At 74.7% G+C, this 23,219-nt stretch carries 22 protein-coding genes and 1 riboswitch; of the genes, 2 read left to right on the top strand and 20 right to left on the bottom strand.

All coding sequences use genetic code 11. From position 1 onward, the window contains the following. Positions 1–21: 21 nt before the first annotated feature. The 4 genes from AC1VL8_RS07725 to AC1VL8_RS07710 form a co-directional block, all read right to left on the bottom strand. Positions 22–1,008, bottom strand: coding sequence for a universal stress protein (locus tag AC1VL8_RS07725; protein ID WP_483074754.1), 987 nt, complete (start codon positions 1,006–1,008; stop codon positions 22–24). A gap of 115 nt (positions 1,009–1,123) precedes the next feature. Continuing rightward, positions 1,124–1,633 (bottom strand): HNH endonuclease, encoded by a 510-nt coding sequence (locus AC1VL8_RS07720; RefSeq protein ID WP_389232681.1) that lies wholly within the window; start codon positions 1,631–1,633, stop codon positions 1,124–1,126. A gap of 203 nt (positions 1,634–1,836) precedes the next feature. Beyond that, entirely contained in the window at positions 1,837–2,607 is a 771-nt protein-coding gene (locus AC1VL8_RS07715) for a C40 family peptidase (protein WP_483074753.1), read from the bottom strand. 2 nt (positions 2,608–2,609) lie between these two features. Continuing rightward, positions 2,610–2,820: riboswitch (cyclic di-AMP (ydaO/yuaA leader) on the bottom strand. 223 nt (positions 2,821–3,043) lie between these two features. Next, positions 3,044–3,742: an iron-dependent transcriptional repressor DtxR gene (locus AC1VL8_RS07710; protein WP_483074752.1), complete on the bottom strand. Its 699-nt coding sequence runs from the start codon at positions 3,740–3,742 to the stop codon at positions 3,044–3,046. An 89-nt stretch (positions 3,743–3,831) separates the two neighbouring features. Between AC1VL8_RS07710 and serC the strand changes: the two genes are divergently transcribed. Then, positions 3,832–4,968, top strand: coding sequence for a phosphoserine transaminase (serC, locus tag AC1VL8_RS07705; RefSeq protein ID WP_483074751.1), 1,137 nt, complete (start codon positions 3,832–3,834; stop codon positions 4,966–4,968). A gap of 40 nt (positions 4,969–5,008) precedes the next feature. On the opposite strand, the gene AC1VL8_RS07700 is transcribed toward serC, so the two are convergent. The 5 genes from AC1VL8_RS07700 to AC1VL8_RS07680 form a co-directional block, all read right to left on the bottom strand. Continuing rightward, on the bottom strand, positions 5,009–5,806 hold the full coding sequence (locus AC1VL8_RS07700; RefSeq protein WP_483074750.1) for a hypothetical protein: 798 nt from the start codon (positions 5,804–5,806) through the stop codon (positions 5,009–5,011). A gap of 375 nt (positions 5,807–6,181) precedes the next feature. Further along, positions 6,182–7,435: a DUF4012 domain-containing protein gene (locus AC1VL8_RS07695; protein ID WP_483074749.1), complete on the bottom strand. Its 1,254-nt coding sequence runs from the start codon at positions 7,433–7,435 to the stop codon at positions 6,182–6,184. Between the two features lie 737 nt (positions 7,436–8,172). Continuing rightward, positions 8,173–9,498 (bottom strand): MFS transporter, encoded by a 1,326-nt coding sequence (locus tag AC1VL8_RS07690; protein WP_483074748.1) that lies wholly within the window; start codon positions 9,496–9,498, stop codon positions 8,173–8,175. Next, the gene (locus AC1VL8_RS07685) at positions 9,495–9,944 is read right to left on the bottom strand and encodes a MarR family winged helix-turn-helix transcriptional regulator (protein ID WP_483074747.1); all 450 of its coding nucleotides are present in this window, start codon (positions 9,942–9,944) and stop codon (positions 9,495–9,497) included. Before AC1VL8_RS07685 ends, AC1VL8_RS07690 begins: the two co-directional genes overlap by 4 nt. A gap of 152 nt (positions 9,945–10,096) precedes the next feature. Then, a complete protein-coding gene (locus tag AC1VL8_RS07680) occupies positions 10,097–10,288 on the bottom strand; it encodes a hypothetical protein (protein ID WP_483074746.1) in 192 nt (63 codons plus the stop codon). Between AC1VL8_RS07680 and AC1VL8_RS07675 the strand changes: the two genes are divergently transcribed. Beyond that, positions 10,287–11,240, top strand: coding sequence for an endonuclease domain-containing protein (locus AC1VL8_RS07675; RefSeq protein WP_483074745.1), 954 nt, complete (start codon positions 10,287–10,289; stop codon positions 11,238–11,240). The two genes, AC1VL8_RS07680 and AC1VL8_RS07675, sit on opposite strands and share 2 nt — an antisense overlap. 237 nt (positions 11,241–11,477) lie before the next feature. Here AC1VL8_RS07675 and AC1VL8_RS07670 read toward each other — a convergent pair whose 3' ends face one another. The 11 genes from AC1VL8_RS07670 to AC1VL8_RS07620 form a co-directional block, all read right to left on the bottom strand. Beyond that, the gene (locus AC1VL8_RS07670) at positions 11,478–12,803 is read right to left on the bottom strand and encodes a UDP-glucose dehydrogenase family protein (protein ID WP_483074744.1); all 1,326 of its coding nucleotides are present in this window, start codon (positions 12,801–12,803) and stop codon (positions 11,478–11,480) included. A gap of 118 nt (positions 12,804–12,921) precedes the next feature. Next, complete coding sequence (locus tag AC1VL8_RS07665) at positions 12,922–14,406, bottom strand: NCS2 family permease (protein WP_483074743.1); 1,485 nt, start codon at positions 14,404–14,406, stop codon at positions 12,922–12,924. Between the two features lie 121 nt (positions 14,407–14,527). Further along, positions 14,528–14,920, bottom strand: a complete 393-nt coding sequence (locus AC1VL8_RS07660; protein WP_483074742.1) for a hypothetical protein — start codon at positions 14,918–14,920, stop codon at positions 14,528–14,530. Between the two features lie 93 nt (positions 14,921–15,013). After that, positions 15,014–15,376: a response regulator gene (locus AC1VL8_RS07655; RefSeq protein WP_389234029.1), complete on the bottom strand. Its 363-nt coding sequence runs from the start codon at positions 15,374–15,376 to the stop codon at positions 15,014–15,016. A gap of 5 nt (positions 15,377–15,381) precedes the next feature. Then, entirely contained in the window at positions 15,382–15,897 is a 516-nt protein-coding gene (locus AC1VL8_RS07650; RefSeq protein WP_483074741.1) for a chemotaxis protein CheX, read from the bottom strand. Then, the gene (locus AC1VL8_RS07645) at positions 15,894–16,277 is read right to left on the bottom strand and encodes a response regulator (RefSeq protein ID WP_389232713.1); all 384 of its coding nucleotides are present in this window, start codon (positions 16,275–16,277) and stop codon (positions 15,894–15,896) included. Before AC1VL8_RS07645 ends, AC1VL8_RS07650 begins: the two co-directional genes overlap by 4 nt. Beyond that, entirely contained in the window at positions 16,274–17,293 is a 1,020-nt protein-coding gene (locus AC1VL8_RS07640) for a CheR family methyltransferase (protein WP_483074740.1), read from the bottom strand. The genes AC1VL8_RS07645 and AC1VL8_RS07640 overlap by 4 nt, the downstream gene beginning before the upstream one ends. Continuing rightward, positions 17,290–18,279, bottom strand: a complete 990-nt coding sequence (gene cheB, locus AC1VL8_RS07635; RefSeq protein WP_483074739.1) for a chemotaxis-specific protein-glutamate methyltransferase CheB — start codon at positions 18,277–18,279, stop codon at positions 17,290–17,292. Before cheB ends, AC1VL8_RS07640 begins: the two co-directional genes overlap by 4 nt. 267 nt (positions 18,280–18,546) lie before the next feature. Continuing rightward, the gene (locus AC1VL8_RS07630; protein WP_483074738.1) at positions 18,547–20,172 is read right to left on the bottom strand and encodes a methyl-accepting chemotaxis protein; all 1,626 of its coding nucleotides are present in this window, start codon (positions 20,170–20,172) and stop codon (positions 18,547–18,549) included. Next, a complete protein-coding gene (gene chvE / locus AC1VL8_RS07625) occupies positions 20,172–21,305 on the bottom strand; it encodes a multiple monosaccharide ABC transporter substrate-binding protein (RefSeq protein WP_483074737.1) in 1,134 nt (377 codons plus the stop codon). Before chvE ends, AC1VL8_RS07630 begins: the two co-directional genes overlap by 1 nt. Positions 21,306–21,496: 191 nt before the next feature. Next, positions 21,497–23,098, bottom strand: coding sequence for a methyl-accepting chemotaxis protein (locus tag AC1VL8_RS07620; RefSeq protein ID WP_483074736.1), 1,602 nt, complete (start codon positions 23,096–23,098; stop codon positions 21,497–21,499). Positions 23,099–23,219: the final 121 nt, after the last annotated feature.

The following is a 23,219-nucleotide window of genomic DNA, read 5'->3' as shown; positions in this document are numbered from 1 at the left end:
GCCTGACCGCCCGCCGGGCCGTCAGCCCGCGGCCGCGTCCCCGGTGGCCTCGCCGGACGCGGCACCGCCGCCCGCCGGGACCTTCTCCGCGCACCGGTTGGTCACGACCATCACCGGGCAGGCCGCGTGGTGCAGCACCGCCTGGCTGGTGGACCCGAGCAGCAGCCCGGTGAACCCGCCGCGACCCCGGGAGCCGACGACGATCAGGTCGGTCGCCGTCGAGAACTCGGTCAGCAGCTCCGCGCCGGTGCCGTCCAGGACGACCCGCCGCACGGTGACGTCCGGGTGGTCGGCGAGCGCACGGTCCACGACCACGTTCAGGCCCTCGGTGACGTCCGCGAGGATCTGCGCCTGGTCGATCGTCGCGGGCAGCCACGCCATCACGCCCGAACCGGTCCCGACCGGGACGCCCGCGACCGCGGTGAGCTCCGCGCCCCAGGCCGTCGCCTCGGCGATCGCGTGCCGCAGCGCCAGGTCGGCCTGCGGCGAGCCGTCGACGCCCACGATCATCCGGCGGACCGGGCGCACGACGGGCGAGGACTCGTCGGTCGGCACGACGCCGCCGCGGCGCTGGTCGCGCAGCGGGACCACCACGGTCGGGCAGTACGCGTGCGCCGGGAGGGTCGAGGACACCGTGCCCAGCAGCCGGTCCGCGAACCCGCCCTTGCCGCGGGTGCCCACGACCGCGAGCGACGCATCCCGGGACATCTCGACGAGCACGGCGGCGGCGTCCCCCGTCGCCACGGTCGTCACGACCTCGAGGCCGCCGCCCTCCACCCGCTGCCGCGCCTCCGCGAGCACCGCGCGGGCGCCCTGCTGGATGGCGGTGTCGTCGAGCGCCGCATAGCCGCCGTCGAGCGAGGCCGCCGTGAACGACGGCAGCGTGTACGAGCAGACCACGTGCAAGGGGCGCCGGCGGGTGCGGGCCTCCGCCGCGGCCCAGTCGAGCGCGTGCATGCTCGCCGCCGACCCGTCGACTCCGACCAGGATCTCCGCGTCTCGCTTCATGGCTAGGACCTCCTTCGGCGCACACCCCAGTGTGCCCCCGATCATGCCCCCTCCGCACCCCGTTGCGGGCCCGGACGTGGCGGAGTCTTTGCGGAGACTTGGGCCGCGCGGGTCGTCAGGCGGCGAGGTACGGCGACCAGGCCGGCTCGTCCGTGGCGGCGCCCCGCAGGAACGCCGACAGGCCGCGCGGCGGCACCGGCGTCCAGGCCAGCTCCCAGCCGATCTCGTGCAGCAGGTGGTCGGCCTTGCGGTGGTTGCACCGGCGGCACGCGGCGACGACGTTGCCCCACTCGTGCCGGCCGCCGCGCGACCGCGGGTGCACGTGGTCGACCGTGTCGGCGTGCGACCCGCAGTACGCGCACCGGTGGTCGTCCCGCTGCAGCACGGTCCGCCGGGTCGGGGGCAGCGGCCGCCGGACCGGCACGTGCACGTAGCGCGTGAGCGACAGGACCACCGGCATCGGCACCACGGCGTGCTCGGAGTGCAGCAGCCGGCCGTCGGACTCGAGCACGGTGGCCTTACCGGACATCACGAGGGTGACCGCGCGGGGCAGCGCGACCACGCACAACGGCTCGAGGCTGGCGTTCAGGAGCAGGGTCCTGGGTGGGGCGGGCGGCAGCAGCACGGCGTACTCCTGGATCCAGGTGGAGGACCCGTCTGGCTGACCGGGCCCGCTGGCGGAGGCAAGCAAGAGCAGGCTACGCGCCCCGGCCCGGATCGGCCTCGGTCAATTGCCCGCGCACCGAGCGCGCCACCGCACCCGGGGACGACGAAGCCCCCGCGGCCGGTGGGCCGAGGGGGCTGCGTCGAGGAGGTGCTGCGGCGGTGTCAGCCGATGCGGATGTACGTCGGCGAGCTCTGCCAGATGCTGCGGAACTGGATCGTCTTGCCGGGACGCGGCGAGTCGATCTGCTGGTCGCCGCCCGCGTAGATCGAGATGTGCCCCGGGCTCCAGATCAGGTCGCCGGGCTGCGCGTCGGCGGCGGAGATCACGGTGCCGGCCGCCTTGATCGCGGACGACGTGCGCGGCAGGGAGATGCCGAGCTGCGCGTAGACGTAGGACACGAAGCCCGAGCAGTCGAAGCCGTCGGGCGTGGTGCCGCCGGAGACGTACGGGGTGCCCACGTAGCGCGCGGCGATCTCGAGCACCGCGTTGCCGGCGACCGACTGCGGGACCGCGGCCGCGGTCTCGACAGCGGCGGTCTCGACGGTGGCGCGCTGCGAGCTGCGGGAGACGGTGCGCTCGACGACGCGGACCGGCTCGGGCTCGGGGACGACCGCGGTCGCGGCCGGGGCCTCGAAGGTCCACGCGGCGTCGGCGGGCGCGGTGACCACCGGGGCGGTCTCGAGCGCGGTCTTCGCGGACGCGGTCAGCGCGGCGGTGTCCACCGACGGCAGCGCGGCCTGGTCGCCGGACGTGGTCGCGGCGCCGGCCGGGACGGCGACCACGGAGACCATGAGGCCCGTGGAGGCCGCGACGACGGCGGTGCGACGGCCGACCTGGGCGAGGGAGCCCGTGGCGGCGGTCGCGAAGTCGGTCAAGGGGGTGACGGGGCGACGCGCGGAACGGTGTCGAGCGCGCACAGCACTAGCGGTCACGTACAGCCTCTCCTGGCGCCTACGAGGTGAGCTGTCGGGTTCGGGTGGAGTTACCCGGCCGCGGGACGTGTCCGGAAGCGATCTCCGGTCGCGCCACGCGGCTTCACCCCAAGGTCGTGGTCCTGACGGACCTCGACCACATGTGGTTCCCCCGCCCCTGCCGGCGAAGTCGTACGGACCCAGGGCGGCGGCAGGGCTCGGCGTACCGTCCTAGGGCTCTGGAGGAGGAGGGTTCCGCCGGAGCAGGACTGAACGTACCCGACCGCGGAGCCGATTGTCACGCTCCGGTCACGGTCCGTTCGCCGCCCGGGAGAACGCTCACATGCCACGACAGGGAGCGCGCAGGTCACCGACGCGACGGAACCCCGCGAGTGACCTACGCCACACCGCGGGGCTCCGCATCCCGGTACCGGACGGGGCCGCGGCCCCGGCGGGCTCAGACCGCCCGGAGGAAGACGTGCCGGGCGATCTCCTGCGGCAGGTCCAGCACCGTCTCCGCGCCCGGGACCCCGACGGTGAGCGTGCCGCCGTCCTTGCGGATCGCGACCTCGACGCCCGGCAGCACCCCCGCGCCGGCGAACCGGGCCAGCAGCCCCACGTCGGTCTGCAGCGGCTCGCCCAGGCGGGCGACGACGCCGGTGGTCGAGCCGTCCTCGGCCACCGCACGGGCGACCAGCGACTCGACGCCGTCGAGGAAGCCGACGGCCGTCCGGACCTCGCCGATCTCCTCGAGCCCGGGGATGGGGTTGCCGTACGGGTCGAAGTGCGGGTGGTCCAGCAGCCCCGCGAGCCGGCGCTCGACGCGCTCGCTCATGACGTGCTCCCAGCGGCACGCCTCCTCGTGCACGTACTCCCAGTCGAGGCCGACGACGTCGACCAGCAGCCGCTCGGCCAGCCGGTGCTTGCGCATCACGCGCATCGCCTTCGTCGCGCCGACCTCGGTCAGCTCGAGGTGGCGGTCGCCGGACACGACCAGCAGCCCGTCCCGCTCCATGCGGGCGACGGTCTGCGACACCGTGGGGCCGCTGTGCCCGAGGCGCTCGGCGATGCGGGCGCGCAGCGGGGTGATCCCCTCCTCGGTGAGCTCGTAGATCGTCTTCAGATACATCTCGGTCGTGTCGATCAGGTCACTCACGCCGGTGCCCTCCATGTCGCGCGCGGACGTCCGTCCACAGGCTAGCCGGACGAGCGCCCCGGCAGCGGCGTGCGCGTATCGTGCGGCGCGTGACCACGACGCCTGGCGCCCCCGTGACCATCCCGGACCACCTGCTGCCGTCGGACGGCCGGTTCGGCTCCGGGCCCGCGAAGGTCCGCGACGCCCAGGTGCGGGCGCTGACCGCCGCGGGCCGCACGCTGCTGGGCACCTCGCACCGGCAGGCACCGGTGCGCGGGCTCGTCGGCCGGGTGCGCGCCGGGCTCGCCGAGCTGTTCGACCTGCCCGACGGGTACGAGGTCGCGCTCGGCAACGGCGGGTCGACGGCGTTCTGGGACCTCGCGACGCTCAGCCTCGTGGAGCAGCGGTCCGCGCACGCGGTGTTCGGGGAGTTCGGGGCCAAGTTCGCCGCGGCCGCCGCCCGCGCGCCGTTCCTGGACGAGCCCGTGGTGAGCGAGTCGCCCGCCGGGACGTCGACCGTGCCGGTGGCGGTGGACGGCGTGGACGTCTACGCCTGGCCGCAGAACGAGACCTCGACCGGCGCGGTCGCCCCGGTGCGGCGGGTGCCCGGGTCGGCGGAGCAGGGCGCGCTGGTCGTCGTCGACGCGACGTCCGCAGCCGGCGGCCTCGCCGTGGACGTCGCGCAGACCGACGCCTACTACTTCGCACCGCAGAAGTCGTTCGCCTCCGACGGGGGCCTGTGGCTGGCGGTGCTGTCCCCAGCCGCCGTCGAGCGCGCGGCCCGCGTCGAGGCGAGCCGCTGGGTGCCGGAGTTCCTGTCGCTGACGACCGCGGTGCAGAGCTCGCGCGCGGACCAGACCCTCAACACCCCGGCGATCGCCACCCTGGTGCTGCTCGCCGAGCAGGTCGACTGGATGCTGGCGAACGGCGGCCTCGCGTGGTGCGCCGATCGGACCGCGACGTCCGCCGGCCACCTGTACGGCTGGGCGGACGCCCGCGACTGGGCCACCCCGTTCGTCGCCGACCCCGCGCAGCGGTCCGCGGTCGTCGGCACCATCGACCTGGCCCCCGAGATCGAGGCCCCGACCGTCGCCCGCATCCTGCGCGAGCACGGCGTGGTCGACGTCGACCCCTACCGCAAGCTCGGCCGCAACCAGCTCCGGGTCGCGATGTTCCCGTCCGTGGAGCCCGACGACGTCCTGGCGCTCACCGCCTGCATCGACCACGTGGTCGACCGGCTCGGCTGAGCCGGTCGACCACCGCGGGCGGCGGGGCGCTGCGCCCGCGTCAGCCGAGCGGCCCGTGCCGGTGCGCGGACGCCGCCACCAGCCCGGCCCCGAGCAGCACCAGCAGGCCCGCCCCGACCAGCAGGGGTCGGGTGCTCGCCCCGGTCGCGGCCAGGGCGGCGGACGTCGGGCCGGCGGGAGTCGCCACCTCGGGCGCGCGGGCGACCTCGGGGGCGGCCACGACACCCGTCGCGGGCAGCGGTGCCGCCGCCTGCTCGATCGGCGCGCCCGCGACGGGGAGCCGACCCGTGGACACCGGCGTCGCGTCGGTCGCGGGGCCGGCGCACACGGCGGTGGCCGGCGGGTACGCCACCACCGTGGTCGCCGTCGGGTTCACCTGGAACTCGATCTGCACGGACGGCCGCGCGAAGCTGTACGCGTCCTCCTCGGTCCAGCTGCCGTCCGGGTTGCGCGTCCAGCCCGGCCAGTCGACCACCGCGCCGCCCTCCAGCACGGTGCCGGGCCAGTACGTCTGCCCCGACAGCGGCAGCCCGGCCTGGACCACGTCCGGCCCGACCGGGTCGACCCAGGTGATCGTCACCGTGTCGAGCGTCGTGCCGACCGCCTCGACGGCGTACTCGAGCACCGGGGCGTCCGCGAGGCAGATGGCCGCCGCCCGGACGATCGTCAGCTCGCAGCGCGGCGGCGGAGCGTACCCGTCGGGGTCGGTCGCGGCGGCGAGCTCCGCGCAGTCGAGGCCGCCGGGGGTGTCCGGCGCGGCGAGCGCCGGTCCTGCCAGGCCACCGATCATCACGAGCACCCCGACGAGCCCGCCGAGCACGCGTCCCAGGACCGCCATGCCGCACCTCCGTCCGCACGGCGCCGTTGCCGCGCTGTCCCTGCTCGCCCGATTCAGACAAATCGGACATTTCGCCCAGAGTAGGCACGGGTCGGGCGGACGCGCCGGACGGGGACCGGGTGAACTCGGCGCCCGGCGCCCCCGCCGCCGGCACTCTCCCGGCCTGCGCCCCCGTGCCGCGCCCTGCGCAACGACCCCCGCAGCGCCCCGCACCCCGTGACGCGCGCGTCCTCGCGCCGCCCACGAGAGGTCACGACACGCTGGCCACGACGGGAGCCAGCCAGCGTGTCGTGACCTCTCGTGAGGGCGGGGCGGGTGAGGGTGGGGCGGGTGAGGGCGGGGCTGGGCGGGTGAGGGTGGGGCGGGCGGGCCCGGTCAGGGGCAGGTGGTCGTGACCACGCCGGGGCCCGAGAGGGTCGGTGTGGTCCAGACGGTCAGCGACCCGCCACGGGCGGCGACGTCCACGACGTACTCCTCCCCCGTGCCCGGCGCCAGCCGCGAGGTCAGCACCGCGACCTCGCGACGCCCCTCGCGGGCCACCTGCCCGCCGACCACCGCGCCGTCGCGGCGCACCTCGCCGAGGGCGCCGTCGCGCGCGCCGTAGAACGCGACGTTCGTGGCGAGCCAGCCCGCGGGCACCCCGGAGCGGCCGTCGCCGAGCACCTGCGCCGGGAACCCCGCCACCTCCGCGGGCGGCGCGTAGCCGAGCCGCAGGGTGACGCGCGCCCGCGGCTCGCGTGTCCCGCAGCCCGACAACCGGACGTCGACCCCCACGTCGAGGTCGTAGCCGAGCTTGCCCGCGGTCGCGTCGTCGAGGAACACCCCGACCGCGTCGCCCACCCCTGCACCGGTCGGCGTCACCGCGTCACCGGTCAGGAACGCGCCCCCCACACCCGACCCCGCGAGCACCACCTGCTCGGCCGGGCGGGCGGACCAGACGGCGACGCGTCGCTGGTCGACGGCCGCCCCGCCCGCGAGCGCCACCGCCCGGGCCGTCGCCGGCTCGGCCACCGCGTCGCGCAGCACCCCGAACACCGCCGCGGCGACCTGGGCGTAGAACGCGTCGCCGGCCCGTGGGTCCCCGTAGTCGAGGTAGGCGTCACGCAGGAGCACCCGCAGCAGGTCCGGGGCGCCGATCTCGGCACCGTCGGCCTGCACGGTCCGACCCGTGGCGGCGAGGACGTCGGCGACCACCACGGGATCCGTCGCGACCACCCCGTCCACGACCTGGCCGGTCTGCGCCGCCCAGAACGCCGCGGCCAGCTCGGCCGCGCGCGGGAAGTCCGGGGTGAGCACCGTGTCCTGCACCCACCGCCCGAGCCGGTCGCCGTGCAGCGCGAGCTCCGTGCCGGTCAGCGGGAGCACGGGCGCGGACAGCTCCGGGAGGTCCGCGGTGCTGCGCTGACCGACCAGTCCCACCGCACCGTCGTCCGCCCGGAGCACGGCGACCGCACCCACGATGCCGCCCTGCGCGCGCAGCTCCGCCGGGTTCAGCGACAGCAGGAGGTACGTCCGCGGGCCGTCCGCACCGAGCATCGTCGGCAGCACCGCGGCGACCTCCTGAGCGGCGGCGAGCGACCCGGACGCACCCGCGAGCACGTCCTGCAGCGCGGCGACCGGCCCGGCCACCGGGCCCACCAGGCCGCCGGGGTCGATCGGCGCGAAGCTCGGACCGGAGCCGGTCGACGGTCGCCGCCGCACGTCCCGCCGCCGGAGCAGCGGCCACCACCGCGGCGAGGTCGACCCAGCCGCTCGGCAGCGCCGCGGCGCGTGCGGCGGCACGGTCGGCCGCGGCGGACGGATCGGCCGCACGCGCCGGATCACCCGCAGGCCCCGGGGCGGCGGCGTGCGCCGGGTCGCCCGTGTGCGCCCGGTCGCCCGTGTGCGCCCGGTCGCCGGTGAGCGCCGCGAGCGCCGCGAGCAGGTCCGGGGCGGACTCGCGCGCGAGGTCGTCGGCCGCCCTCGACACGAGGCGCACCGCGGTGAGGTCGTCGCCGACGATCGGCAGGTGCTCGGCCAGGCGCCACACGGGGTCGTCGGCGGCCTCGGCCGCACGGTCGGCGGCGTCCTGCGTCGCGGGCAGCCGGGCTCTCAGCGCCCCGACGTCGAGGGCGTCGACCTCGGGCCGGGCGCCGTCGGTGGCGGTCCGGAGGTCGCGCAGGGCGTCAGCGGCCAGGCTCACCCGCCACGCGAGCCAGCCGCCGGCCAGGAGGGCACCGGTGGTCAGCACCGCGAGGACGATCAGCACCCGCCGTCGGACTGCCATCCGCCGATCGTCACATACCGGACAATTCGGACACCCGTCGGGCGGGGAAGTTCACCCGGCTCCGGGCCCGGCCGTCACCGGACCCGGGGTGGGCAGGGCCTCACACCGCCCGGTCGGCCGCCTCGCGCGCGGCGAGCTCGTCCGCCGCCACCCGCTCCGGGGGCGCGACCGCTGGGTGGACGACCTCCAGGTGCGGCCGGGACAGCAGCCGGTACCGCAGCTCGACGTCCCAGCGCCGCTTCGCCCACAGCGCCGCGGCCGCCGACACCAGCAGCGCCGTGATCGACCCGATGCCGATCGCCCACCGTGGGCCGAACGTCTCCCCGATCCAGCCGACGACCGGCGAGCCCACCGGCGTCGCCCCGAGCATCACGATCATGTAGAGCGACATCACGCGGCCACGCACCACCGGGTCGGTCGACATCTGGATCGTCGTGTTCGCCGCCGTGAGCATCGTCAGCGACGCGAGCCCCACCGGGACGCACGCGACCGCGTACGACAGGTACGTCGGCATCAGCGCCTGCACACCGGTCGCCACCCCGAAGGCGAACGCCGACCCGATCACCAGCCGCACCCGCGGCCGCTCCCGCCGGGCCGCCAGCAGCGCCCCCGCCAGCGACCCGATCGCGAGCACCGACCCGAGGATCCCGTACTCCCCCGCGCCCTTGCCGAACTCCGCGCGGGCCATCAGGGCGCTGGTCATCTGGAAGTTCAGGCCGAACGTCGACACCACGCAGATGACGACCATGATGACGAGGATGTCGCTGCGCCCCCGCACGTACCGGACGCCCTCGCGGATCTGCCCCTTCGCGCGCGGCGCCACCGGCATCGGGTGCAGCTCGGAGGTGCGCATCGCCACGAGCGCCAGGATCGTCGCCGCGAACGAGACCCCGTTGATCACGAACACCCAGCCCGTGCCGACCGCCGCGATCAGCAACCCCGCCAGCCCCGGGCCGATCAGGCGCGCCGCGTTGAACGAGGTGCTGTTCAGGCCGACCGCGTTCGACATCCGGTGCACCGGCACCAGCTCTGCGACCAACGTCTGCCGCACCGGCTGGTCGACCGCCGCCACCGCGCCGAGGGCCGCCGCGAACACGTAGACGTGCCACAGCTGCGCGTGCCCGGACAGCACCAGGGCTCCCAACCCGAACGCGAGCACCCCCTGCGCGCCCTGCGTGATCATCAGCAGCCTGCGCCGGTTCACGCGGTCGGCGAGCACACCCGCCCACGCGGACAGCAGCAGCGTCGGCGCGAACTGCAGGGCGGTCGTGATGCCCACCGCGAGGCCGGAGTCGTCGGACAGGTCGGTCAGCACCAGCCAGTCCTGGGCGACGCGCTGCATCCAGGTCCCGATGTTGGCGACCAGCGCCCCGGCGAACCACAGGCGGTAGTTCGGGATCTTCAGCGAGGCGAACGTCGAGCTCATGCCGGCCCCCGCTGACCCGCCGCGATCCGGCGCAGCAGCACGGCGGCCTCCGCGAGGGTGCGGCGCTCGTCGGCGGTCATCGTGCCGAGCTGCTCGGCGAGCCAGGCGTCCCGGCGGCGGCGGGTCTCGCGGACCTCGGCCTCCCCCTCCGGCGTCAGGCTGACGACGACCAGCCGGCCGTCGGTCGGGTGCTCGGACTTCGCCACGAACCCGAGCGCGACCAGCGCGTTCACGGTCCGGGTCATCGACGGCGGCTGGACGTGCTCGGCGTCCGCGAGCGCCCCCGGGGTGAGCGGCCCCTCGCGCAGCAGGATCGCCAGGACGTTGAACTGCGGGTCGGGCAGGTCCGCGGCGCCGCGGCGGGACCGGATGCGCCGCGTCGAGGACCCGAGCGCCCGCCGCAGGTCCGCCGCCAGCTCGGAGTCGCGCGCAGGATCATGAGTCACGTTCCTTACCTTAACTCATTACCCCCGCTAACCACCCCGCGCCCGCGTGCGCCCGCGTCCCGCGCCCCCGCGCGTGCCCGCACCCCCCGCGCCTGCGCGCGTGAGCTCGAGAGGTCACGACTCGCCGGCGCGTCGGGGGCCGGACCCGCGTGTCACGACCTCTCGTCGGTCGGGTCGTCGGGCGGGTCGTCGAGCGGGTCGTCGAGCGGGTCGTCGGTCGGGTCGTCGGTCGGGTCGTGGAGCGGGCGCCGAGCGCTCCCCAGGCCTGCGACCTGCGCGTCGTCCCCAGGTCGCGGTGCTCCTGGGTGCCACGGCGGGCAGCGCGGCGCCAGGGTCGCCCGCATGACGACTCCCTCCTCGACGACACCGTCCGCTCCCCCGGCCACGACCGCCGGCCTGCCGGACGCGCTGCGCCGGTCCGCGTTCACCGTCGCCGCGGGCCGAGCCGCCGGTCTGACGGCCACCCAGCTGCGGCGGACCTCGCTGCGGTCACCCACCCACGGCGTCCGCAGCGCCGAGCCGCCACGGGCACGGGACGACCTGCACGGCCGGTGCCGCGACCTCCTGCCGGCGCTGCCCCGCGACGCGGTGTTCTCGCACACGACGGCGCTCGCGCTCCTCCGCGTCGCCATGCCGTCCGACTGGGACCCGCAGGAGCCGGTCCACGTGCAGGTGGGCCCGGGGACGTCCCGCGTCCGCCGCCGCGGCGTCGTCGCGCACCGGCGCTCGTCGACGGACGCGCGCCGGTGGGTGCTCGTCGGCGGGGTCCCCGTCGCGGCGCCGGTGGTCGCCTGGACCCAGGTCGGCGCGGTGGTGCCCGTGCCCGAGCTCGTCGTCCTCGGCGACGGGCTGGTCCGTCGGCGCGATCCGCTGTCGACGACCGACGCGATGGCCACGGAGGTCGACGCGCTGCCGCAGCGCGCGCGGGGCCTCGTCGCGCTGCGCGCCGCGCTGCCGCTGGTGCGCGCACACACCGACTCGCCGATGGAGACCCGCCTGCGCCTCCTCCTGGTCCGTGCCGGTCTGCCCTGCCCGGAGGTGAACCTCCTCGTCCGTGCGCCGGACGGCACGGTGGTGGCGATGCCGGACCTGGCCTACCCGGGGCAGCGCGTCGCGATCGAGTACGACGGCGACGTCCACCGCACCGACCGCGCCACCTGGCGTCGCGACGTGGCCCGCCGCCAGGCCCTGGAGGCGCTCGGGTGGCGCGTCATCAGCTGCACCGCGGACGACGTCCTGCGCCACCCGGAGCGTCCCGTCGCCTGGGTCCGCGCTGCCCTCACCCGCCCCCGCTGAGGACGAGAGGTCACGACACGCGGGCGCGCGGGTCCCCCGACCCGCGTGTCGTGACCTCTCGTGCCGGCAGCAGCGGCGCGCGGGGCGTCGGATGCGGGGCGGGGGCGCGGGGCGGGCGGTGACGCGCGCGTCTCCGTCGAGGGCGAGAGGTCACGACACGCGGGTGAGCGGGGGCCGGCGCCAGCGTGTCGTGACCACTCGTCGGCCGCGCACGGGCCGCGCAGGGGCGCGCGGGGGTCAGGGGCGGCCCAGGGCGCGGTACGTCCAGCCGGCCGCGCGCCAGGCGCGGGGGTCGAGGACGTTGCGGCCGTCGAGGACGCGGCGGTGGGCGACCACCGTGCCGAGGGCCGCCGGGTCGAGGCGGCGGTACTCGGGCCACTCGGTGGCGAGCAGCACCACGTCGGCGTCGGCGGCGGCCTGCTCGGCGGTGTCGGCGTAGGCGAGGCCGGGCCACGCGGCGCGCGCGTTCGGCAGGGCCTGCGGGTCGGTGACGGTGACGTGCGCGCCCTGGAGCTGCATCTGCGCGGCGACGGACAGCGCCGGGGAGTCGCGGATGTCGTCGGAGTCGGGCTTGAACGCCGCACCGAGGACCGCGATCCGCAGACCCACGATGGACCCGCCGCAGACCTCGCGGGCGAGGTCGACCATCCGGACGCGGCGGCGCATGTTGATCGCGTCGACCTCGCGCAGGAACGACAGCGCCTGGTCGACGCCGAGCTCGCCCGCGCGGGCCATGAACGCGCGGATGTCCTTGGGCAGGCAGCCGCCGCCGAACCCGAGGCCGGCGTTGAGGAACCGGCGGCCGATCCGGTCGTCGTAGCCGATGGCGTCGGCGAGGCGGGTGACGTCGGCGCCGGTGGACTCGCAGAGCTCGGCCATCGCGTTGATGAACGAGATCTTGGTGGCGAGGAAGGAGTTCGCCGCGACCTTCACGAGCTGCGCGGTCGCGTAGTCGCAGACCACCAGCGGCGTGCCGTCCGCGAGCGGCTGGGCGTAGACCTCGTCGAGGACCGCCGCCGCCCGGGCGCCGTCCGCGGTGGGCTCGCCGTCGGCGTCGGTCGGCAGTCCGTAGACGAGGCGGTCGGGGTGCAGCGTGTCCTGGACGGCGAACCCCTCGCGCAGGAACTCGGGGTTCCACACGAGCGTCGCGCCGGTCGTCGTGAGCCGCTGGGCGAGGGCCTCGGCGGTGCCGACGGGGACCGTGGACTTGCCGACGACGAGGTCCCCGGGGGCGAGGTGCGGGAGCAGCGCGGCGAACGCGTCCTCGACGTAGGTGAGGTCGGCCCGGAACTCGCCGTGCTGCTGCGGGGTGCCGACGCACAGGAAGTGGACGCGCGACCCGGCGGCGGCCGCGGGGTCGGTGGTGAACGCGAGCCGGCCCGTGGCGCGGGCGGCGGCCAGCGCCTCCGGCAGCCCGGGCTCGTAGAACGGGGCGGTGCCGGACGCGAGCAGGTCGGTCTTCGCGGCGTCGACGTCGATCCCGACGACCTCGTGCCCGAGCTGGGCCATGCTGGCCGCGTGCACGGCCCCGAGGTAGCCGCACCCGATGACCGAGACCCGCATGGCGCTCCTCCGACCGAGCGCGCTGGCCGCGCCGACCGCGCCACCGTACCCGGACGCACCGGCGCCCACCCGCCCGCGCCGCAGCGGCGGGGGCGGGTGGGCGCAGGGGCCGGGCGGGTCAGACGCCCAGCAGGTCCTTCAGGGGCTCGAGCAGGAAGTACAGGGCGAACAGCACGCCGGCGACCCACATGAGCGGGTGCACGCCGCGGACCTTGCCGAGGGCGAGCTTGATGACGATGAACGCGATGACGCCCGCGCCGATGCCGACGGTGATGGAGTACGCGAACGGCATGAGGATGATCGTGAGGAACGCGGGGACCGCGACCTCGAGGTTCTTCCAGTCGATGCCGGACACCTGCATCACCATGAGGAACCCGACGACGACGAGCGCGGGGGTGGCCGCCTCGGAGGGCACCATCTCCACGATCGGCGCCAGGAACGTGGCGAGCAGGAACGCGATGCCGGTGACCACGGAGGCCAGGCCCGTGCGCGCGCCGTCGCCGACGCCCGCGGCGGACTCGACGTAGGAGGTGTTCGACGACACCGAGCCGGCGCCGCCGGCCGCGGCGGCGAGGGAGTCGACGATGAGGATCTGCTTGGTGCGCGGCGGGTTGCCGTCCTCGTCGAGCAGGCCGGCCTCGCCGCCGACGGCGACCATCGTGCCCATCGTGTCGAAGAAGTCGGCGATGAGGATGGAGAACACGAGCAGCACGACCGCGACGACGCCGATCTTGTCGATCGACCCGAACAGCGAGAACTGGCCGAGCAGCGAGAAGTCGGGCGTCGCGACGACGGTGTCCGGCAGGGCCGGGATGTTCAGCTGCCAGCCGCCGGCGTTCTCCGCGGTGGCGCCGCCGATCTTGCCGACGGCCTCCACGACCACGGCGAGCACGGTCGAGGTGACGATCGCGATGAGGATGGCGCCCTTGACCTTGCGGGCCATGAGGATGATCGCGAGGAACAGGCCGACGACGAACACGAGCAGCGGCCACGAGCCGAGCGACCCGCCGATGCCGAGCTCGACCGGGGTGGCCTGGCTGAACGGGATGCGCACGAACCCGGAGTCGACGAGGCCGATGAACGCGATGAACAGGCCGATGCCGACGCTGATCGCGGTCTTCAGCTCCATCGGGACGGCCTTGAACACGGCCTCCCGGAACCCGGTGAGCACGAGGACCAGGATGATGAGGCCCTCGAGCACGACGAGGCCCATCGCGTCGGCCCAGGTCATGTCGGGCAGGCTGGCGATGGAGTAGGTGACGACGGCGTTCAGCCCGAGGCCCGCGGCGAGCGCGAGCGGGAAGTTCGCCACGACGCCCATGAGGATGGACATGACGCCCGCCACCAGCGCGGTGGTGGCCGCGATCATCGGGATGTTCGGCTCGCTGCCGCCCCCGAGGAAGCTGCCGGTGCCGTCCTGGACGGTGCCGATGATCAGCGGGTTCAGCACGATGATGTAGCTCATCGTGAAGAAGGTGACGAGGCCGCCCCGGATCTCGGTGCCGACGGTCGACCCGCGCTCGGAGATCTTGAAGAAGCGGTCGAGCGCGTTCTTCGGTGCGGCGGGCGCCTGCGTGGACGCCCCCGTGGAGGTGGTGGACATGGGGGGAAGTATGGCGGACCCGTGTGCCCGCGGTCGCCGGTGTCCACCGAGCTTTACCGCCCGGAAACGCGACGACCCGGCACCGCGGGGGCGGGACCGGGTCGTCGCGGGGGGCGTCGGGTCAGATGACCAGCACCGACGCCGTGCCCTTGCCGTAGCCGGACACCTCGACCTCGAGGTCGAGCCGCCGGACGTACGCCATGACCCACTGCGCGACGTCCGCCGGCAGCGGCTCGCGCGGGGCGTACCACTTGTCGAGCTTGAGGTGCGGGGCGTCGCCGACGTTGAACAGCGCGGCGGTGACGTTGAGGATCTCCGCCGCGTTCTCCGCGAGCGCGGACGGCAGCTGCTCCTCCTCGGCGGCGGTCTGCGCGGTGCGGGCCGGGACCAGCGCGATGGCGGCACCCAGGTGGGCGGCCAGCGGCAGGTCGAACGACACGATGGCCGACAGCTTGAGCAGCCGGTCGACGTAGACGCCCACGAGCGCGCCGCCGTTCAGCACCGGGTCGACCATCGGGCCGCCGGTGGCGACCTGCAGGTCGCGCCCGATCAGCCCCTCCCAGAAGCTCGCGGGCCTCCAGCGCGGAGGGCAGCGGGGTCTGGTCGCTCATGCGAGCACCGGCTCGATGGCCTCGCGGAACGTGTCCGCGGTGAACGGCTTCGCGATGAGGAACAGCGCCCCGGCCTCGTCGGCCGTCGTGCGCATCTCCTCGGAGCCCTCCGACGTCACGAAGCCGAACGGCGTCGAGAAGCCCTCGGCCCGCAGCGCGCGGAGCAGGTCGATGCCGGTCATGTTCGGCATGTTCCAGTCGGACAGGACCACGTCGGGCTCGTCGGCGCGGACGGCGTCCAGCGCCTCCGCCCCGTCGGCGGCCTCGGTGATCTCCCAGTCGTAGCCGGCCTGGCGCAGCGTGCGGATCACGATCTGCCGCATCACCCGGCTGTCGTCGGCGATGAGCACGCGGATCATGCTCGTCACTTCCCTTCGGTGGCAAGGACCGCGGCGGTGGCCGCGGCGTACTCGGTCACGTCGTGGCTCACTGGAACAGCCAGACCACGACGACGATGGATCGGCCGCGCCAGTCGAGGCGCAGCTCGTGCGTGAGCGAGGTGCCGGGGACGACCGGCAAGCTCGGTGGCGACGACCGGGAGGCTGAGGGTGCCCTGGGTCGGGAGCAACGCCTTGACATTACCGCCGACGACGTTCGCGACCTCGCCGAACGCGTCGGTCAGGTCCTCGGGGCCCACCGGCTCGTCGGGGGTCATGCCGAGCAGCGCGCGGGTCAGCTCGTGCGCGGTCTCGAGGTCGGTGGTCACGGCGGCGCGGCCGGCGAGCTCGCCGTGCACGTCCACCCAGGCGACCAGGGGCTCGAGCGTGACGGGCAGGTCGCCCTCCCAGGGCCGCAGGTAGCCGGGCTCGCCGTCGATCATCGCGGCGAAGACCTCCTCGGCGATCGCGTACACCTGGTCGTGCTCCACGGCGGCGGTCATACGGTCTCCTCGGCAGGGACGAGCCCGAGCAGGTCGAGCTTGTCGCGGATGGCATCGGGGGTGAAGGGCTTGATCAGGTACTCGTGGGCGCCGGCCGCCAGGGCGCGCACGATCTGACCGTGCTCGCTCTCCGTGGTGACCATCATCAGCGTGATGCCCCGCCACGCGGTGTTCGCCCGGACCTTCGTGACGAAGGTCAGGCCGTCCATCACGGGCATGTTCCAGTCGATGCAGGCGAGGTCGACCTCCTCCCCCGCCTCGAGCAGGTCGAGCGCCTGCTGTCCGTCGCCGGCCTGGAGCGTGGTGAACCCCAGCTCCTCCAGCGCGCCCGCCACGATGCGTCGCATCGTCCGCGAGTCGTCGATGACCAGGGCTCTCATCGCGTCACTCCTTGTTCGAACGCCGAGCCGGTCGGGCGCGTGCGCGTCGGGGGGAAGGTGGTCGTCGGCCGGGCGGTCGCCGGCCGGGTGGTGGTCGGGGCGCCGGCGGCGGTGAAAGCGCCGGTGCCGAACGGTGCGGTCCCGACGGGCGCGGGCGTCCCGGCCAGCGAGCCGGGGGCCGCCCGCGGGGTGGGCACCGCACCGGCCTTGATCGGCCGGTAGACGGACCCGCGCTCGACGGGCACCCGCTCCCAGTCGCCGTCGACGCCGATGGTGGTCTCGGCGGCGCCGAGCACCAGGAACCCGCCGGGTCGCAGGACGCGGTGCACCCGCGACAGGATCCCGCGCTTCGTCTCGAGGTCGAAGTAGATGAGCACGTTGCGCAGGAACACGATGTCGAACGGGCCGGCGGGCGGCATGTCGAGCAGGTTGTGCTGCTGGAACGTGATCGTGCGGCGCAGCTCCTCGGCGATCTGCCAGTCGTGGCCGTTGCGCTGGAAGAACCGGACCATCATCGGCGCCGGCAACCCGCGGTTGACCTCGAGCTGCGAGTACCGGCCGGACCGGGCCTGCGCGAGCACCCGCTCGGACAGGTCGGTGGCGGTGATGTCGAACCGCGCACCCGGGCCGAGCGCGTCGGTGAACGTCATCGCCAACGAGTACGGCTCCTGCCCGGTGGAGCAGGCCGCGGACCAGACCTTGAGGGTGTCGAGGACGGGTCGCTCGGCGCGCAGCGTCGGCAGGATGTGCGTCCGCACCGCGCTGAACGGGGTGTTGTCGCGGAACCACGACGTCTCGTTGGTGGTGAGCGCGTCGACGATCTTCACGAGGTCGCTGTCGCGGTGCGCGGCGCGGACCTCCCGGATGTAGGCGTCCACACCGGGGTGGCCCGAGTCCCGGGCGAGCGGCAGCAGCCGGCTCTCCACGAGGTACTCCTTGCCGGCCTCCAGCTGGATGGCGCTGCGTCGTCGCACGACGTCGGCGACGAACGCGAAGGTGTCCTGGGTCAGGCTCACGGCCGACCTCCGATCGGGGCTGCGGGACGTCCGCCGGCACGGGCCATGACGGACTCGAGGGTGGGGGCGACCTCGCCCAGGGGGAGCACGCGGTGGGCGAACCCGGCGGTGGCGACCGCCCCGGGCATGCCCCACACGACGGAGGTGGGCTCGTCCTGCACCAGCACGGTGCCGCCGGCGCCGACGACGTCCTCGCACCCGGTGCGGCCGTCCGCGCCCATGCCGGTCAGCACGACGGCGAGCAGCTGCCCGCCGAGCTCGCGGACCGCGGAGCGGAACAGCACGTCCACCGCGGGGCGGCAGAAGTTCACCGGCGGCCCGTCGGTCAGCTTGACGCGGAGCATGCCCGCGGACCGGCTGAGCTCGAGGTGGTGGTCGCCGGGGGCGATGTAGACGTGCCCGGGCCGCAGCAGGTCGCCGTCGGCGGCCTCCACGACGGTGGCGGGGCCGAGCCGGTCGAGGCGCGCGGCCAGCTGCCGGGTGAACACCGGCGGCATGTGCTGCACGATCAGGACCGGCACCTGGGGCGCGGCGGACAGGCTGCCGAGCACCTTGGACAGCGCCTCGGGGCCGCCGGTCGACGACCCGATGATGATGGCGCTGACCGGGTGCGGCGCGGGCGCCTGCCGGGTGACGACCGCGCGGCGGGCCGAGGCCGGGACGCGCGCCGACGGCAGCGCGGCGGCGGGGGCGTGCCCCGCGACGGGTCCGGCCGCGGCCGGGGCGGTGGCGCCGCCGCGACGCGGGACGAACGCCTTGATCTTGGGGATGAGCTCGCTCGCGACCCGGTCCAGCGACTCCTGGACGCTGCCGACGTTCGCCGGCTTCGTCACGTAGTCGGTGGCGCCCGCGACCAGCGCGTCCAGCGTGGCCGACGCTCCGCGCTCGGTGAGCGTGGAGAACATGATGATCGGCATGGTGTGCCGCGAGCGCCGCAGCGCGCGCACGGCCTCGATGCCGTTCATCTCCGGCATCTCGATGTCCATCGTCACGAGGTCCGGGGCGAAGCTGCTCCACCTTGGCCTGGGCGATCCGGCCGTTCGACGCGAAGCCGACGACCTCGATCTCGGGGTCCCGCGAGAGCGAGTCCGTCACCAGCCGGCGGACGACGACCGAGTCGTCGACCACCAGCACACGGATCCTGGTCACGTCACTCCCCTGTCGATACGGACCGGCCGCACCGGCCGGGTTCGTGGTTCTGATCGGTCGGTGCGGCCGGGTTCTGAGCCGCCCGGGGGTCCGGGCGGCTCCGGTCAGTAGGTGAAACGCGCGACGCGGTCGTGCAGGTCCGCGGACAGGCTCGCGAGGTCCTTGACCTGGTGCGAGACCTCGTCCAGGACGCTCACGGAACGGGCCGCGGCACCGGCGACGCCGGTGATGTTGTTCGCGATCTCACCCGATCCCGTGGCGGCCTCGGCGACCGAGCGGGACATCTCGTTGGTCGTGGCGGTCTGCTCCTCCACGGCCGACGCGATGGTCAGCTGGTAGTCGTTGATCCGCGCGATGATGTGCGCGATCTCGCCGATCGCGACCACGGCGGCGCCCGTGTCGGTCTGGATGGCCTCGACCCGGCGGGCGATGTCCTCCGTGGCCTTGGCGGTCTCCTGGGCGAGCTCCTTGACCTCGCCCGCGACGACCGCGAAGCCCTTGCCGGCCTCCCCGGCGCGCGCGGCCTCGATGGTCGCGTTCAGCGCGAGCAGGTTGGTCTGCTCGGCGATGCTGGTGATGACCTTCACGACGTTGCCGATCTCCTGGCTGGAGACGCCCAGCCGCTCGACCTGCTCGTTGGTGCTCGCGGCGACGTCGGTGGCCTGGCCGGCGACCTTGGCCGCCTCGGAGGCGTTCTGCGCGATCTCCCGGATGCTGGCGCCCATCTGCTCGGCGCCGGCCGCGACGGCCTGCACGTTGCGGGACACCTGCTCGGCGGCCGCCGCGACGACGCCCGCCTGCGCGGAGGTCTCCTGCGAGCCGGCGACCACGTCGCCGTTGGACGCGCGCAGCGACGCCGCGGTGGTCTCCACCGAGCCGGCCGCCGAGACGACGCCCGCGAGGGTGTGCCGCAGCGACTCCTGGGCCTGGCCGAGGGCCGCGGCCATCCGGCCGGTCTCGTCCTGCCAGGACACCTCGGCGGTGACCGTGAGGTCGCCCTCGGCCATCGCCTCGAGCGAAGCCTGGACGCTGCGGACCGCGCGGGTGATCCGGCGGATCACCAGCACGGCGAGCAGCCCGGACAGCCCGGCGCCCACCACGAACGCGATCACGAGCGCGACGATGGTGCGGTCCACCTCGGCGCGGCTGTCGGCGAGGATCTGGTCCACCTGGGCGTCGACCTGGCCCTGCGCGAGCGCGAGCGCCCGGCCGGCCCAGTCGGGGTCGGCGGAGGCGTCGGCGGCGAGCGCGGTGCGCAGGCCGGCGGTGTCGCCCGCGTCGATCAGCGGCTGCAGGGTGCCGTCGCGGTAGGCGGTCCAGGCGTCCCAGCGGTCGACGAAGTCGGCCCACTGCCGGGTGTCGGACTGCGGGTAGGCCGCGATGGCGTCGATCTGCGCGGCGACGTCCCGGTCGTTCCAGGCGGAGGACTCCATGAGCTGGGTCCGCACGGTGTCGTCGGACGCGCCGACGGCCCGGTGCACCAGCAGGTGGCTGCGGGTCTGCGCGGTGCGCAGCTCCGACATCGCCGACTGCAGGTCGCCGGTCAGGCCGGACATCTCCTCGAGGTGCTGACCGGCGCGGTAGAGCGCGACGGCCCCGACGCCGCCGACGAGGGCGAACGTGCCGCCCATCACCAGCAGCGAGACGGCGATCTTCAGCGCGACGGGCCGGTCCCAGAACCAGGAGGCCCGGGTCCGGCGAGCCGGGGTGACGTGGTCGGTGGTGGTCATCAGCCCAGCTCCTCCGCGGTGTAGTAGCCGGTCCCGACGAGGGCCTGCTGGTAGTTGTCGGCGTCCACGACCATCGGGGTCAGCAGGTACGACGGGACGACCTTGACGCCGTTGTCGTACGAGGTGAGGTCGTTGGTCTCGGGCTCGGCGCCGTCGAGCAGCGCGCGCACCATCGAGACGGTGACCTCGGCGAGCTGGCGGGTGTCCTTGTAGACCGTCCCGTACTGCTCGCCGGCGGCGATGGACTTCGCGGACGCGAGCTCGGCGTCCTGGCCGGTGACGACGGGCAGCGGCTGCGCGTCGGTGCCGTAGCCGATGGACTTGACGCTGTCGATGATCGCGATCGAGATGCCGTCGTACGGGGACAGCACCCCGTCGAGGCGGCGGTCCGCGTAGCGCGGCAGCAGGGTGTCCATCCGGGCGGCGGCGTTCTTCGGGTCCCACGCGTCGGTGGAGATCGTGTCGAAGCCGGTCTCGCCGGACGGCACGACCAGCACCCCGGAGTCGAGGTACGGCTGCAGGACGGCCATCGCGCCGTCGTAGAACACGGTGGCGTTGTTGTCGTCGGACGAGCCGGCGAACAGCTCGACGTTGTACGGCCCCGTCGCCCCGGTGGGCTCGCCGGAGGCGTCCAGGACGCCGAGGCCCTGGAGCAGCTGGGTGGCCTGCTGGAGGCCGACGCGGGCGTTGTCGAACGTGGCGTAGTAGTCCACGTCCGGCGACTCGCGGATCAGGCGGTCGTAGGCGATCACCGGGATCTCCGCGGCGGCCGCCTCGGCGAGCACGCCCTTGAGGGCGACGCCGTCGATGGAGCCGATCACGAGGGCGTCGGCGCCGTCGGTGATCATCTGCTCGAGCTGGGCGATCTGGGTGGGCACGTCGTTCTCGGCGTACTCCAGCGCGACGTCGTAACCGAGCGCCTGCAGCTGGTCCTGCACGTTCTCACCGTCGGCGATCCACCGCTCCGACGTGGTCGTCGGCATGGCGACGCCGACGAGCGGACGGTCCCCGTCCGGTGCCTCGTCGCCCGCTCCCGGCGCCGCGGTGCCGCAGCCCGCGACCGCTCCGACCGCCAGCGCGGCCAGGGACGCGGCGAGCGCATTCCCTGTGCGGCGGCGCTTCCCGTGCCTCATGTCGACTCCTTCGTCCCTGCGGCGCGGCGTTCCCTGCCGCGACCGTGCCCCCTCGATCGGTCGCCGCGGGGGTGTTGTGAGCGCATCGGCGGGCGAAACGGCCCGGGAGCGCGACGGGCCGCCCGGGTGGAGCACCCGGGCGGCCCGAACGGGTGAGGAGGCGCGACCCGGGGGCCGCGCCGACCCGTCAGTCAGCTGAAGCGCGACACCCGGCCGCGCAGCTCCTCCGACATCCGCGCGAGCTCGCCGATGGAGTCGCCCATCTGCCCGAGGGTCTGCGAGGAGGTGGCGGTGGCGGACGCGACGCCGGTGATGTTCGTGGCGATCTCGCCGGAGCCCGTGGCGGCCTCGGCCACCGAGCGGGACATCTCCGTGGTGGTCGCCGTCTGCTCCTCCACCGCCGAGGCGATGGTGAGCTGGTAGTCGTTGATGCTCGCGATGATGTGGCTGATCTCGCCGATCGCCGTCACCGCCGCACCCGTGTCGGCCTGGATCGCCTCGACCCGGCGGACGATGTCCTCCGTGGCCTTCGCGGTCTCCTGGGCCAGCTCCTTGACCTCGCCGGCCACGACCGCGAAGCCCTTGCCGGCCTCGCCCGCGCGGGCCGCCTCGATGGTCGCGTTCAGCGCCAGCAGGTTCGTCTGCTCCGCGATCGACGTGATCGCCTTGACGACGTTGCCGATCTCCTGGCTGGACTCGCCCAGGCGGGTGACCTGCTCGTTCGTCGCAGCGGCGACGTCCGTGGCCTGCCCGGCCACCTTCGCCGCCTGGGAGGCGTTCTGCGCGATCTCGCGGATGCTGGCGCCCATCTCCTCGGCGCCCGCCGCGACGGTCTGCACGTTGCGCGACACCTGCTCGGCGGCCGCCGCGACCACGCCGGCCTGCGCGGACGTCTCGTCCGAACCCGCCACGACCTGGTGCGACGCGACCGACAGCTCCTCCGCCGCCGCCGCCACGGTCTGGGCGGTCTCGACGACACCGGAGATCAGCCCGCGCAGGCTGTCCTGCGTGCGCTCGAGGTCCACGGCCAGCGTGCCGATCTCGTCCCGGCCGGTGACCCCGGACGGCACGGTCAGGTCGCCGTCGCCCGCCGCCGCGAGGCTGCGGGACACCGCGCCGATCCGGCGGACGATGCCGCGCGCCACGACGTAGGACAGAGCCGTCGCGGCGACGGCGCCGATGACCGCGACCAGGACCGTGATGAGCAGCGACCGGGCGGCGAGCGCGTCGGTCTCCGCGGCCAGCGCCGCCGCCTGCTCGCCCTGCGACACGGTCTCGACCTGCATCGCGTCCATCACGCCGGTGGTCAGCGGGCGGATCGTCTCGTTGAAGTAGGTGCCGAAGCCCTCGGTGTCGCCCGCGTCGGCCATCGGGAACAGCTCGTCCTCGGCGGCGGCGTAGTACGCGCCCAGGGCGGTGTTCAGCGCGTCGACCGCGGCCGGGTCGACGGCGTTCGCGCGGTACTCCTCGATCAGCGCGGTCAGGTCGACCTGGCGCTCGGCGAGCTCCTGGACCAGGGTCGCGCGGGTCTCCGTGTCGGCGATGCCGTACTGGATCACCCGGGCGCGGTCGCCCTGGTACGAGCGCTGGATCTCGGTGAGCTGCTGCAGCGGCGTGACGTTGCCGCTGTACATCTCGGCCGCGTCCGCGCGCAGCGTGCGCATCGAGCTGAGGGCCACCGCCGTGACGACGGCGGTCATCGCCACCATCACCAGGACGGCGGCGAGGATCTTCACCAGCACCGGCCGGTCGGCCCAGAGCCGTCGCGGGGTGCCGTCGTGCTGCGCGCTCATGGGCTCGCCTCTCGTGTCTGTACCTGCGGGACCTTCGTCCCCTCTATCGACCGGCCGGGTCCGCGTCGGAGCGGTTCGGGCGGGTGGTGCTGCGACGGCCCCGGGCCCGTGCGCGGTGCGC

Source organism: Cellulomonas sp. KU4C (assembly GCF_056868065.1).
Note: the sequence above shows the minus strand (reverse complement) of the source record. Positions and strands in the feature narration are given on the sequence as shown.

Bases quoted from the DNA above. Each gene is read 5' to 3' on its own strand.
- AC1VL8_RS07660 (WP_483074742.1), bottom strand. From the start codon at position 14,920: ATGGTCGACCCGGTGCTGAACGGCGGCGCGCTCGTGGGCGTCTACGTC.
- AC1VL8_RS07725 (WP_483074754.1), bottom strand. From the start codon at position 1,008: ATGAAGCGAGACGCGGAGATCCTGGTCGGAGTCGACGGGTCGGCGGCG.
- AC1VL8_RS07690 (WP_483074748.1), bottom strand. From the start codon at position 9,498: ATGAGCTCGACGTTCGCCTCGCTGAAGATCCCGAACTACCGCCTGTGG.
- AC1VL8_RS07620 (WP_483074736.1), bottom strand. From the start codon at position 23,098: ATGAGCGCGCAGCACGACGGCACCCCGCGACGGCTCTGGGCCGACCGG.
- AC1VL8_RS07650 (WP_483074741.1), bottom strand. From the start codon at position 15,897: ATGACCGCCGCCGTGGAGCACGACCAGGTGTACGCGATCGCCGAGGAG.
- AC1VL8_RS07670 (WP_483074744.1), bottom strand. From the start codon at position 12,803: ATGCGGGTCTCGGTCATCGGGTGCGGCTACCTCGGGGCCGTGCACGCG.
- AC1VL8_RS07645 (WP_389232713.1), bottom strand. From the start codon at position 16,277: ATGAGAGCCCTGGTCATCGACGACTCGCGGACGATGCGACGCATCGTG.
- AC1VL8_RS07630 (WP_483074738.1), bottom strand. From the start codon at position 20,172: ATGACCACCACCGACCACGTCACCCCGGCTCGCCGGACCCGGGCCTCC.
- cheB (WP_483074739.1), bottom strand. From the start codon at position 18,279: ATGGACATCGAGATGCCGGAGATGAACGGCATCGAGGCCGTGCGCGCG.
- AC1VL8_RS07675 (WP_483074745.1), top strand. From the start codon at position 10,287: ATGACGACTCCCTCCTCGACGACACCGTCCGCTCCCCCGGCCACGACC.
- AC1VL8_RS07680 (WP_483074746.1), bottom strand. From the start codon at position 10,288: ATGCGGGCGACCCTGGCGCCGCGCTGCCCGCCGTGGCACCCAGGAGCA.
- AC1VL8_RS07700 (WP_483074750.1), bottom strand. From the start codon at position 5,806: ATGGCGGTCCTGGGACGCGTGCTCGGCGGGCTCGTCGGGGTGCTCGTG.
- chvE (WP_483074737.1), bottom strand. From the start codon at position 21,305: ATGAGGCACGGGAAGCGCCGCCGCACAGGGAATGCGCTCGCCGCGTCC.
- AC1VL8_RS07665 (WP_483074743.1), bottom strand. From the start codon at position 14,406: ATGTCCACCACCTCCACGGGGGCGTCCACGCAGGCGCCCGCCGCACCG.
- AC1VL8_RS07655 (WP_389234029.1), bottom strand. From the start codon at position 15,376: ATGATCCGCGTGCTCATCGCCGACGACAGCCGGGTGATGCGGCAGATC.